The organism is Enterobacter sp. PGRG2, assembly GCF_030291195.1.
Classification (GTDB): domain Bacteria; phylum Pseudomonadota; class Gammaproteobacteria; order Enterobacterales; family Enterobacteriaceae; genus Enterobacter_D.
This window is the reverse complement of sequence record NZ_CP127837.1, coordinates 478,893-491,562: the sequence shown is the minus strand read 5'-3', so window position 1 is coordinate 491,562 and position 12,670 is coordinate 478,893. Positions and strand designations below refer to the sequence as shown.

Below are 12,670 nucleotides of genomic sequence, written 5' to 3'. Positions count from 1 at the left end.
TCAGGTTTTTTCTATGGATATGTTAGTTAGCGAACGTTTTCGTTTATCACGTATTGCTGGCGCATTCATTTTAATGAATGTTGCCGGGGGAGTTTTCGCTGCGGAAACGGAAACAGTTGAGCAAAATAGTCTCTCACCTGCATCATCAGTAGAAAATTCGAATGCGCAGCAAGAGGGTGAAAGTAAAGAAAGTGAAATAGCGGGAACTGAAGATGAAGAGGTGGAGTTCAATAACATCTTTTTATCAAATTCCCCAATTGATGTTAGCCGTTTTTCCAAAGGAAACCCTGTCACTGCCGGGAAGTATAATGTTTCGGTTGTACTTAACGAGCGGGAAATGGGGAAATTTGAAATTCAATTTGATGATAATCCGCAAGATCCGTTAAGAGCGCTGCCCTGCTTTAGCCTGAAAGAACTGGCTAAGCTTGGCATTGATATCGGCGCAATTAATGTTTCCGGCATGGAAGAAGAAAGCTGCGTTTCGCTGAAGACGCTGATACCACAAGCCAGCTGGAAAATGGATATTAACGATCAGCGTTTTATTCTGACTATTCCACAGGCGATGGAACGGGCGACCCGCCCTGATGAAGTGCCGGATACGCTCTGGGACGATGGCATCAACGCGGCCTTTGTCAGCTATAACACCAGTTATTATCGTTCGAGCTATAGCGGCGTTGAGTCCGACAGCGGTTGGATGGGCCTTGATGGCGGTCTGAATTTACTGGGGTGGCGTGTCCGTGTCCGTGGCGATGCGAACTACGCAAAAGAGAGTGGCACCACGTTTGACAGTTCAAACCTGTACGCGGAGCATGATGTTGCACCGCTTAAATCTCAGTTGCGGGTAGGTGAGATATACAGCAGCAGCACATTTTTTGATGCGTTTCCATTACGCGGCGTGACGCTGAGCAGCGACACGCGCATGTTGCCCGACTCTCTGAACAGCTTCCGCCCGGTTATTCGTGGGGTCGCGGAGTCGAATGCGAAAATTATCGTCAGTCAGGCAGGCACTAAAATATTAGAAACTACCGTGCCGCCCGGGGCGTTTTCGATCGATAACTATAATCCGATCAGCTCCAGCGAACAGCTTGACGTCACGATCCAGGAAGCGGATGGCCGGACGCGTCAGTTGATTATCCCATACAACGGCGGTGGGCAATTGCTTTACCCGGGCGTCAGCCTGTACACGCTGGCGGTGGGGGAATATGACGGCGCGAGCAGTAGCGATAAACCGGTGGTCGGCCAGGGAACCTGGCAATACGGTCTGAATAACTATCTGTCATTGTATACCGGTGCTGAATATATGTCGGACTATTACTCCGTTATTGGCGGGGTGGCGCTGAATACGCCGGTTGGCGCAGTTTCTTTAGATTTGACTCAGTCGCATTTGTCAGCAGAAGACGGTAGCCGGAAAGGGCAGAGCCTGGGGATTAAATACAACAGCTATATTACTCCGACGAATACCAGTTTTAATATCGCGGCTTATCGTTATTCGACAAAAGATTTCTTCACGCTGGGTGAGGCGGCAGATTATCTGTCGAATACCGACTGGCAGGACATGGACGATCGGCTTAAATCACAGGTGCAGATTAACGTTAGCCAGACCCTCGAAGCGGGATGGGGCTCGTTTTATTCTTCAGCAATGTTATCGGAGTACTGGCGTTCAGGGCGTAAAGAGAAAAGCTATCAACTGGGATACAGCAACTCCCTGGGCCGGGTCAGCTATAGCGTTTCCGTTAACCGCTATTACACCGGCGATAACGAGAAGGACGATCAGCTCTATCTGTCGTTATCTGTACCGCTCGGCGATCGCGCCGAGGATAAATCGCCGCTGTTTGATTATCTGAACACCAGTTATACCCGTAGCAGTAAGGGAGACCGCAATTTATCGGCTTCGACTTCCGGTTATAACCAGGACGCGGGTCTGAACTACGGTGTTAATGCGAATTATCGTCAAAACGGCTATGACGGGAATAAGATTGAGAATATCGGGGCGAATGCTTCGTGGGATACCCGTTATGGTAGCTGGGGGGCCAGTCTTTCTGCCGATTCAGACAACAGCCGCCAGATGTCGGTGAGCGGCAGCGGTGGCGTTTTACTCCACAAGGGAGGAATAACCCTCGGGCGCACCATCAATGGTGACACGCCTGTTGCATTAATCGAGGCGAAAGGTGCGAAGGGCGCGCGTGCAATGGGGGATAACGCGTCGCGAATTAATAGTGCTGGCTATGCCTATGTCTCTAACCTGTCGCCCTATCGTTTTAATGATGTGAGTATCGATCCCTCGAAAATGGAACAGGATACGGAATTAAAAGAGACGTCCACCCGGGTGGTGCCGCGTGCCGGAGCAATTATTTATGTCCCCTTTGCGACGGACGATCGTCGCTCGGTATTTTTCCACCTGAAGTTGAAAAATGGCAAAAATATTCCGCTGGGGGCAGAGGTAGTTGATGATTCGAATAATCAGTTAGGTATCGCTGGACAAAACAGTCGAATATTCACCCGTGGCATTGCTGAAAAAGGGCGTTTAACTGTCAAATGGGGTGAAGATATGAGTGAACAGTGTTCTTTTAATTACCAGTTACCTACCAGGGACGATATTAAGTTACGAACAGATACGTTATCAGTCGATAATATTAATTGTGATTAGTTATTATAGAAAAGGAGAGCTATATGTTTTTAAAGAATAAACAGACAGTAAGGGTGCTTACTGTTATGGCTGGAGTTATGGGGTTCGGACATCAGGCGATGGCCGCAACGAGTACGCTGGATGTAACTGCTCAGGCATATATTGAAAAAGGTACCTGTACGTTTAAAGTGGATAATCAGTCCGCCACGAGCGTTCCTTTTGCCTTTAATACCGTCACACCAGCTGAGATTGAAGCGCAAAATAAATCAGTTGAAAAGAAAATTGTCATCTCAGATTGTGTGGGAACGTCGGGAATGAACATTTCCCTGTCGTCATCAAATAAAGTTAAAATCAATGGCGATACCACACATGACTACCTCCGCCCAGCTAATGTGGCGGTGAAGGTAGCATATAAAACGGAAGTTAAAACCGAGGGTGGTAACTATGTTCCGCTCTATGTTGGGGCACCATCAATCAGATTGGGTGGCAATTTCGAGCCATTTGGACAAGGTAAAACGGGTAACCTGTATATTAAAGCCACGCTGATCCCTGCAGTGGCTGATATTATGACAATTGGTTCTGGATCACTGGACTCAACAGCAACGCTTAACATGGACTTTTTATAATTAAGGATGATTATGATGAAAAAAGTACTGGTACCTTTAATTTTTTTGGCACCATTTGCCGCCCATGCTCTTGATGACGCTAGCCTGACACTTAATTTTACCGGAACGTTAAGTTCACCAACCTGTACAGCGAAGTTTGATACTAATGCGACCAGCTTTAATATTGACTTTGGCAACGTAAAAAGTAGTGACGTCCTGGCTTCGGCAAGCCATGGGGGTTATCTGGTACCCAATACAGTCTATAAACCCGTTAAAGTGAAATTTACCGCATGTGGTGCATCAAGTAAGTTTGTTGTGGGTCTGTCATCCGCTAAAAATAACAGTGACGGTACGTCTTATAAGAACAAGTCGCTTAAGATGTTCACTACTGCGGCGACCCCAGCCGCAACCGGGTTAGGCGTGGCCTTCTTTAAAACTAATCAAGACAGCTCGGAAACTAATACCCTGCCAACCAATGGCTCGACCGTGAGTTTGGCTTTCTCTGGTAACACGACGGGCGATGCCACCAACGGTTATGTATGGACAACCTACGCAGGATTAGTGGCAATTGATAGTGCTAAGCTGACGTCAGCGGCCATTTCTGGGTATGCTGGCACCACGCTGAAAACGGATGGCGCAATAAATATCGACTATCTGTAATTAAGATACGCGGAGCCTGTTTACAGCTCCGCGTATTGATAGCATGGACAGCGTTATAAGTTGATGGAGGAACCCATGACAAAAAATGCATCATTATTATACTTGTTGATTTGTGGAATAAGCATGTGCGGTTTTCCTCATTCAGTCATGGCGGATGATAAGGTTGATGCAGCCAGTATGGGGCTGCAGTTTAGTGGGGAGCTAATTAATACTTCCTGTACAGTAACGTTTCCCAGGGATACGCTGATAATGGAGGCCGTGGGGATCGATAAATTTACGCAGCCCGGAATGACCTCAGCCTATAAGCAAAACTTTCAGCTCATCATTAATAATTGCAATCTGTCACCTGCCGTTGTCAGTGATATACGACTTTCCTTTAGTACCCTCGATGGTCAGGGCCGTGTTGCCCCCGGAGCGTTTAGCAATCAACTTCCGGGTGGGGCCAAAGGCATTGGGTTTGCGGTCTATGACCAGCGTGATAATCAGAATGTATTAACGGTTTCGGGAGAAAGCAGAGTGTTAAACTATCCGGTTAATAGTAGCGCTCCGCTGGATATTCCGCGTGATTTTTACGTTAAATATATACAATCCGGGGCCGATGTCACCGCTGGGCAGATCTCTGCAACATTGTTAGTGAGTGCATTTTATGACTAGTCAAATTTATGACAATAACGGCCTAAAAAAGCACATCATATTTATTCTAATGGCTAAGATGAAAATGAAACTCAAATGGTTTTTACCTGTTTTACTTTATCTGTTTACCGGGCATTGTCAGGCTGCTTTGCAGACGACATATATAATGGATGCCTCTTTTGCTGGTCAATCCGACTTATCAATAGCGGCAACGTTCAATGTCGATAGCGCTTCCATCCCGAATATGGGCGGGGGGGTGAAAGTTATGCAGGAGAAACAACTTCCTCCTCCTACCACGGGAATTGAATATAATCAACGCTCTTTATGGGGTGACCGCGGTAATGGAACCTGGCGCTGGGCAAGCAGTTCCCCACTTTTGACTGCGTCCTATGACAGTAACAATGTTGATACCACTCAAACCAGGACTGTTGATGGTAAAACTTATTATAAATTAAGAATGGCTGACAGCGAGAGATTTCCTGTTTACGTACGGCTTGAACAGAAAGTCTTCTTGCCTGTAAAGAACGCTTATTCTTATGTCGATCTGAAGGACGTAGAGAATCAATCTAGACAACATCGGGGCTCTTTCTTTTTTAACACCATTTTCCAGAATAGTTATCTTAGTGGATGTAATAACGCGCAGGGAAACTTCAATGTCACTCTTTTTTGTGTACGAGATTTGTATTATGAATTAAGTTCACAGTTCGCGAACCGCGATGTGAAAATGTATTTTTACATGCCCAAAACCCCGTTATATCCCATTAATTTTGAAAATATTTTTGTAGGTTCTTTAAGTTTTAGTCGCGTATGTATGGTTGCTACTGGCGGAGATGAAAGCGCTGCCTTTGCAGCGGCCAATAATTGTACAATGAATTCCAAAAAAGCCGTCGTATCCAGATTTTATCTGCAGGGTTCATTGATATTCAGAAACACCTGTAAAGTGACTGAGACCACTAAGAACGTTGTGTTAGCGAATATCACCGATGCTAAGCTGGCGGGAAAAGCACAAGGTACTCTGCCTGAAGGTTATACGCCGCAAGAAACAAAGGTGTCGATGAAGTGTTCTGGCAATATCAATAATTCTTTTCCTGATGGAGCGGGTATTGTGCAGGCGACAATGATGGGAGCAGGCTACAGTTTTGACGCTGACCTCGCATCGAAGGGCATTTTGCTGGCGAAGGGGGTGGGGACCACCATTAACAACCTGGGCGTTAAGATTACTCAGGATGCCGCAGGCCAGTCCCTGGTGAAACTCGATGGTTTCTCCCCCCTGAGGGCGACAATCAACAATGATATGGCTACAGTGACATTTTATTCTTATCCCACCCCTGCCCGGACAGGGGCCAATCCAACCGGTGCCGGAGGCTATGAAGCATCGGCAACGCTGACCTTTGAGATACTTTGACAGCGCAATCAGTCCCGGCTCGAGCCGGGACTGACGTTTATGAAGGGATCTGCTCCGGATTAATCTAAAAAAGACCTGCAACGGAGCAGAACCTTTAGCCCCGGTCAGCCCGGTAGCAGGTCACATCCACTTCGACTTTGCAATCCACCACCAGATCCGCCACGCAGCACACGCGGGCGGGCGGGTGTTCGCCGAAGAATTCGCGGAACACTTTGTTAAATGACTGGAAGTAGCGGGCATCCGTCAGGAAAACCTTCACATGCACCACGTCGGCCAGGGTGTAACCGGCTTCGGTCATGATGTCCACGCAGTTCTGGATCGCCAGACGGGACTGCTCAATGATGCCGCCTTCCACCACTTCGCCGTCTTTCATCGGCGTCTGGCCGGAAACATACAGCCAGCCCGCCGCTTCCACGGCTTTGGCAAACGGCAAATGCTGCCCGCCCGTGCCGGTGCTGCCACCGACGCCATAACGTCTAATACTCATTTTTGCTCCTTATTTGGTTTTTCCCGGCGCAGAAAACGCCCTGCGCGGCCAGTGACCTGCTGGTCCTGACAATAACTCATTACCCCATTCACCATCACCGCTTCAATACCGGCGGCGGGTTGTTTGGGATCGCTGAAACTGGCCACATCCCGCACGGTGGCCGGATCGAACAATACCAGATCCGCATAATAGCCGCGTTTGACCAGCCCACGCTCGGGCAGCCGGAAACGGGCCGCCGACAGGCCGGTCATCTTGTGCACCGCCACGGTGAGCGGGAACAGCTTTTCGTCGCGGCTGTAATGGCCGAGCACGCGGGGGAAGGCGCCCCATAAACGCGGATGCGGCATCGGATCGTTCGGCAGACCGTCAGAGCCTATCATGGTCACCGGATAGCGCAGCACGCGGCGCACATCCTGCTCGTCCATGTTGTAGTAAATGGCCCCGGCAGGCATCAGTAATTTGCCCGCGTCATACAGCGACATCGACCAGCTTTCGGCGATCTGCTGAAGCGACTGCCCGGCCACTTCCGGATGCGGTTCGGACCAGGTGATGATGATGTCGAATTCGTCGGTGATCTGCTTCATGTCCAGCGTGGACGAGGAGGCGGAGTAGGGGTAGCAGTCACAGGCAACCTCCTGCTGCTGGCGCACGGTGTCGAACAGCTTCAGCGTCTCCACAGTGCGCCCCCAGTTTTTCGCCCCGGCGCATTTATGGTGCGACACCACCACCGGCACCCTGCCGTGGCGACCGATRCGAAACGCCTCGTCCAGCGCCTCCAGAATGGGTTCAAATTCCGAGCGCAGATGGGTGGTATAGATACCGTTTTCCGCCGCCAGCTCCTCCGCCAGCGCCATCACTTCTTCAGTAGTGGACTGGAAGGCGCTGGCGTAGGCCAGCCCGGTGCTGAGGCCCAGCGCGCCCTGCGACAGCGCCTCTTTGAGCTGCGCGCGCATACCGGCGATTTCCTCCGCCGTGGCCGCGCGGAACAGATCGTCCATATGATTGTTGCGCAGGGCGGTGTGGCCGATCAGCGTGCCGACGTTAATCGCCGGGCGCGCCTGCGCAATCGCCTGCGCGTAGGCGTCCACCGTCGGGAAGACAAACTGCTGCGCCTCGCCGAGCAGGTTCATTGGATCGGGTACTTCGCCGTGCATGGTCGCGCAGGCGGCGCTGATCCCGCAGTTGCCGACGATCACCGTGGTCACGCCCTGGCTGATTTTCGGTAAATAAGCAGGCATGCGGATAACATTGATGTCGTCATGGGTGTGGACATCGATAAATCCCGGCGCCAGCACGCGCCCACTGCCGTCGATTTCCCGCACGGCGTGGCCTTCGATAGCCGGCGCAATCTCTGCGATGCGATCGCCTTTGATCGCCACATCCGCCCGGTACTCTGCGCCGCCTGATCCATCGATAACCGTGACATTCCTGAACAGATAGTCGAACTTCATGTGATCCTCACCCCCCTTTTGGTCTGCGCTGAAGTTAACCATTTACAAGGGATAAAAACAGTGGAAAATGACACAAAACGCATATGAATTTATGATACTTTTATTCACTATCGATGGTTTTAAATTAATACTTATTTAAATTACAGTAAGTTATAAAAGATACCCGATCTGAAAGATACTGATTCCCCTGAGGAGCGTTGTTATGAAATACCAGAATGAACACCTCGTACCCCATAAAGCCGCCCTGATGTTTACCCCGGCCAACGTCCTGAATGAGGATGTCTGCCTGCCCGCAGCGCTGATCAAAAAAACCGCCCTGGAGAACAATATTCAGTGGATGCAGGATTACGCCGACGCGCGCGGCGTTTCTCTTGCGCCTCACGGTAAAACCACCATGACGCCGTGGATCTTTCAGCGGCAACAACAGGCGGGCGCCTGGGCGATTGGCGTCGGCAGCGCGTGGCAGGCCAGCATCGCCATGGCGAGCGGCATCAGGCGCGTGCTGATGGTGAATCAACTGGTGGGGAAGGCGAACATGACGCTGATCTCACAGCTGAAGAACACCTATCCGGATGTGGACTATCTGTGTTGTGTGGACAGCGCGGCCAATGCGCAGGTGCTTTCCGCGTTTTTCAGCGCGCAGCAGCAGACGCTGGACGTACTGATTGAGCTGGGCGTGCCGGGGGGCCGCTGCGGCTGCCGTACCGCGGATGAAGCGCTGGCGTTGGCCGCTACGGTGGCGGATCTGCCGGGGCTGCGCTTGCGCGGGCTGGAGCTGTATGAAGGCGTGGTGCACGGCGATAATCCACAGCCGCAGGTGGAAGCTTTCCTGCGCGAGGCGGCGGCGCTGGCCTGCCAGCTGGACCGTTATGTCGACGGCGAGTTTCTGCTGACCGGCGCGGGTTCGGTGTGGTACGACGTGGTCTGTAACGTCTGGCTGGCGGCAAAAAAACCGTCGGACTGCCGCATCGCCATTCGGCCCGGCTGCTATATCACCCACGATGGTGGAATTTATCACGAGGCGCAGCATGCGCTGATGGCGCGCGACTGCGTTGCCTGCGATCTGGGCGGCGATCTGACCTGTGCGATGGAGCTGGCGGCCATGGTGCAGTCGGTACCGGAAGCAGGGCGGGCTATCGTCAACTTCGGCAAGCGCGACAGCGCCTTTGACGCCGGACTTCCGCAGCCGATCGCCCATTATCGGCAGGGTAAGGCGCTGGCTGATCCTTCAGCATTGATCGAAACCACCGGCATAATGGATCAGCACGCCATGCTGAAACTCCATCCCGGCGCAGAGGTGCAGGTGGGGGATATTCTGCTGTTCAGTACCTCCCACCCGTGCCTGACGTTCGATAAATGGAAAACGCTGCTGCTGGTGGACGATGAGTACAACGTGCTGGAAGAACTGGATACCGAATTCTGACAGGCGTTCCCTCTCCCGTCCGGGAGAGGGGAAATGCGCTTAGCTGCTGGCCTGCGCCGCTTCTCTGGCTTTTTCTTCCGCCTGTTGCTGGCGCTCGGTTTCCAGCATCTTTTTCTCGTACACCTTAAAGAACGGGTAATAGATGGCAAGGGAGATAAAGAAGCAGACAAACACCAGTCCGCAGGCGATTAAATTCCAGTTCGTGGTGATCAGCGCCCCGAGCGGGGCCGGAACGGTAAAGGGGGGTTTGACCATCATGCGCGGGATCAGGCCGCTGATGGTGCAGAGATAGACCACCAGCGTGTTTGCCATCGGCGCCAGGATAAAGGGAATGGCCAGCAGAGGGTTCATCACAATGGGCGCGCCAAAAATCATCGGTTCATTGATATTAAACAGGCCGGGAATGAAGGAAATTTTTCCCAGCTGTTTCAGGTAAATCACCCGCGAGCGGATAAATAACACCACCAGCGCCAGCGTCGAACCGGTGCCGCCCATCTGTGCATACCACTGGAAGAACTGCTCGGTGAAAATATTCGGCAGGTCATAAGCACTGACGCCGGACTGGAACAGCTCCATATTCTGCACAATGGCCTGATCCCACAGCGGGCGGATCAGCGGCCCCATCACCGCATGACCATGAATACCCAGCACCCAGAACAGGTCGATCATAAACTGCGTGACGATGCCGCCAAACAGATTCGTGCCGGTCATAAAGCCTTTCAGCGGCATAATGAGGTAGCTGATGATGGCGTTAATATCGATATTAAAAAAGTGCCGTGGGATCCAGAATACCAGCACCACGGCAAGCGTCGGGAATAGTGCAGAGAATGAACTCGCCACCACCGGCGGCACCCCGGCGGGCATTTTGATTTCGATATTGCGCACTTTAATAAAACGGTAAATCTCAATGGCGATCAGCGATGAGATAATCGCCCCGAACAGCCCCTGAGAGCTGAGCGAACTTAATGGAATATACCGTCCGGTAACCGCATCCCCGGCAACCGTGACCCCCTGTTTAATATTGACCGGCACGATCATCAGGATGGTCGCCAGCATCGCCAGCAGACCGCTGGTAATATCGTTGAGCTTATAACTTTTGCCCAGGAAAGAGCCGATGGTAAAGGCGGCATACAGCGACATCAGCCCGACGGTAAAACGAAACGGAACATCCAGCATATCGCGCCAGGGCGCGACAAAATCCATATAGCCCTTGATGGGGATATTCAGCAAAATCACAAAGAATGAGCCGACAATGGTCAGCGGCAGAATGGAAATAAGGCCGTTGCGGATCGCCTGCATGTGCCGCTGATTACCAATGGCGTTCGCCAGCGGTAATAACTTTTCTGCCAGGGTATCAAAAGCCGACATGGTCACTCTCCTCAAAGCCATTATTTTCAATTACCGTGCGGAACCAGCGGCCTGACTTTTTAAGCGAGCGTTGACCATTGGCTAAATCCAGACGATAAAACCCGTAGCGGTTTTTATAGGCATTCTGCCAGGACCAGCAGTCGATAAAGGTCCACATGTGATAGCCGAGACACTGGCTTCCGTCGGCAATGGCCTTATGCAGCCAGGTAAGATGTTCCTCAAGAAAGGCAATGCGGTAATCGTCCTGCACTTCGCCATTCACCATAAACTGCTCTTCGTCCATGATGCCGATTCCATTTTCCGAGACGAACCATGGAATATTGCCGTAGCGATGCTTTATCAGCATCGCGATGTCATACAGTGCGGGCGGATAAATTTCGATGCCGCGGGAAGTATTCATCCGGCGGCCTGGCATGATGTACTCTTCAAAGAAGCGTTCAGGGACAAAATTCTGCGCTTCGGTAAGGGGCGTTTCGCGCGCTTTTACCCGCCGCGGGCGATAATAATTAATCCCCAGCAGATCGATACGCGTCGCTGCAATTAATTCGCTGTCACCCGGTAAAGCCACGGGGAGCTGACTGTGTTCGTTGAGGATGGCGAGTAATTCCGCCGGATAGCGGCCCAGTAATATCGGCTCGTTAATGCTGCGGGTATAAAACAGATCCGCCATCGCCGCCGCCTGCCGATCCTCCGGACTGTCGTTGCGGGGATATACCGGAATGACATCCATAATAATGCCGATTTTTCCCGGCAGATTTCGTTTACGCCAGGCCGCCACCGCTTTACAGTGGGCAATAACAATATGGTGCAGCACCTGGGCCGCACGGCGAAAATCGCTGACGTAAGGATAATGGCGGGGATGAAGATAACCCGCTTCCGCCGGAATAAGGGGCTCATTAAAGGTAAACCAGTGGCGCACCCGATCGCCAAACAGCTGATAACAAATGTCGGCATAACGGGCGAAGGCCTCCACCACGTCGCGATTTTCAAAACCGCCTTTTTCCTGCAATGCCATCGGCATATCGAAGTGGTACAGATTAATAAAGGGCTCAATACCCTGATCAATGAGCTCATTAATAACCTGGTTATAGAACTCAACGGCGAGAGGATTAATGTCGCCATCCCCGTCAGGTATTAATCGTGACCAGGAAATGGAGGTGCGAAAGGAGTTGAGGCCAATATCTTTCGCACGCTGAATATCTTCCCGCCAGTGCTGATAAAACCCGGAGGTATCGTCGGCGGTGACGCCGTTATAAAAACGCTCGTTATAGTGATGCGAGGCATAATCCCAGATATTGTCGCCTTTGCCGTCGCCGGGTATGCGCCCTTCGGACTGGGTGGCGCTGGTCGCCGTGCCCCACCAGAATTTATCAGGAAAGCGGTATTTCATGGGCGATCCTTATTTTACCAGTGACAGGGCGTGATCGAGGACTTTATCCCCCTGCATCGATCCATATTGCATCATATCGATAGCATCCACCGGCACGCCGTGCGTGGCGGCGGCAGCCCGTAAACTCTGCAACTGGAACTTCACCTGCGGCCCCAGCAAAATCACGTCGGCTTCCGTGACGATCTGTTCAAAATCCGAAACGGGTACGGCGGTAATTTCCACCGCCACGTCACGGCTGCTGGCGGACTGCTTCATTTTTTCCACTAACATGCTGGTAGACATACCGGCAGCACAGCATAAGAAGATCTTTTTCATTGCTTTTCCCTCAGTGAATAAACGCCAGAATGCGCGACGCGCGGTGGAAGGTATTCTGGGTAGTGACCAAAAAACCCACAAGTGAGGGGGGACACAAATCAGGAGTTATAGTCTGATACTTTTTGGGGGATTGGTGGGTGTTTGGGGGGATAGCCGTTTAAAAACAGGGGGGTAGGGGTGTTACTTATATGAACGGTAAAACTTTATCGTCTGAAAACAAAAAGGAGTCAGATGATTTTCATCTAACTCCTTGTTTAACCTGGTGGCCCCTGCTGGACTTGAACCAGCGACCAAGCGATTATGAGTT

11 protein-coding genes are annotated in these 12,670 nt (G+C 51.5%); 6 read left to right on the top strand and 5 right to left on the bottom strand.

What is annotated here, in order from left to right:
• Positions 1-13: 13 nt before the first annotated feature.
• The 5 genes from QRD42_RS01960 (at position 14) to QRD42_RS01940 (ending at position 5,929) form a co-directional block, all read left to right on the top strand.
• Entirely contained in the window at positions 14-2,647 is a 2,634-nt protein-coding gene (locus QRD42_RS01960) for a fimbria/pilus outer membrane usher protein (protein WP_321988080.1), read from the top strand.
• A 23-nt stretch (positions 2,648-2,670) separates the two neighbouring features.
• A complete protein-coding gene (locus QRD42_RS01955) occupies positions 2,671-3,252 on the top strand; it encodes a hypothetical protein (protein ID WP_321988079.1) in 582 nt (193 codons plus the stop codon).
• Positions 3,253-3,264: 12 nt separating this feature from the next.
• Positions 3,265-3,891 (top strand): fimbrial protein, encoded by a 627-nt coding sequence (locus QRD42_RS01950; protein ID WP_321988078.1) that lies wholly within the window; start codon positions 3,265-3,267, stop codon positions 3,889-3,891.
• Positions 3,892-3,966: 75 nt separating this feature from the next.
• Positions 3,967-4,545, top strand: coding sequence for a fimbrial protein (locus QRD42_RS01945; RefSeq protein ID WP_318363434.1), 579 nt, complete (start codon positions 3,967-3,969; stop codon positions 4,543-4,545).
• Complete coding sequence (locus tag QRD42_RS01940; protein ID WP_321988077.1) at positions 4,538-5,929, top strand: fimbrial protein; 1,392 nt, start codon at positions 4,538-4,540, stop codon at positions 5,927-5,929. The genes QRD42_RS01945 and QRD42_RS01940 overlap by 8 nt, the downstream gene beginning before the upstream one ends.
• Before the next feature lie 94 nt (positions 5,930-6,023).
• Here QRD42_RS01940 and QRD42_RS01935 read toward each other — a convergent pair whose 3' ends face one another.
• Both QRD42_RS01935 and QRD42_RS01930 read right to left on the bottom strand, forming a co-directional pair.
• Positions 6,024-6,416, bottom strand: coding sequence for a RidA family protein (locus QRD42_RS01935; protein ID WP_072569678.1), 393 nt, complete (start codon positions 6,414-6,416; stop codon positions 6,024-6,026).
• Complete coding sequence (locus QRD42_RS01930) at positions 6,413-7,867, bottom strand: N-acyl-D-amino-acid deacylase family protein (RefSeq protein WP_321988076.1); 1,455 nt, start codon at positions 7,865-7,867, stop codon at positions 6,413-6,415. Before QRD42_RS01930 ends, QRD42_RS01935 begins: the two co-directional genes overlap by 4 nt.
• A 202-nt stretch (positions 7,868-8,069) precedes the next feature.
• On the opposite strand from QRD42_RS01930, the gene QRD42_RS01925 reads away from it, so the two are divergent.
• Complete coding sequence (locus tag QRD42_RS01925) at positions 8,070-9,290, top strand: amino acid deaminase (protein WP_321988075.1); 1,221 nt, start codon at positions 8,070-8,072, stop codon at positions 9,288-9,290.
• A 39-nt stretch (positions 9,291-9,329) separates the two neighbouring features.
• Here the strand turns inward: QRD42_RS01925 and QRD42_RS01920 are convergent, their stop codons facing one another.
• The 3 genes from QRD42_RS01920 to QRD42_RS01910 are packed head-to-tail and all read right to left on the bottom strand — an operon-like array spanning position 9,330 to position 12,363.
• Complete coding sequence (locus tag QRD42_RS01920; RefSeq protein WP_318363439.1) at positions 9,330-10,658, bottom strand: PTS sugar transporter subunit IIC; 1,329 nt, start codon at positions 10,656-10,658, stop codon at positions 9,330-9,332.
• Positions 10,645-12,048 carry a glycoside hydrolase family 1 protein gene (locus QRD42_RS01915; RefSeq protein WP_321988074.1) on the bottom strand — a complete coding sequence of 468 codons (1,404 nt, stop codon included), beginning with the start codon at positions 12,046-12,048 and terminating at the stop codon, positions 10,645-10,647. Before QRD42_RS01915 ends, QRD42_RS01920 begins: the two co-directional genes overlap by 14 nt.
• Before the next feature lie 9 nt (positions 12,049-12,057).
• Complete coding sequence (locus QRD42_RS01910; protein ID WP_318373778.1) at positions 12,058-12,363, bottom strand: PTS sugar transporter subunit IIB; 306 nt, start codon at positions 12,361-12,363, stop codon at positions 12,058-12,060.
• Between the last annotated feature and the right edge of the window lie 307 nt (positions 12,364-12,670).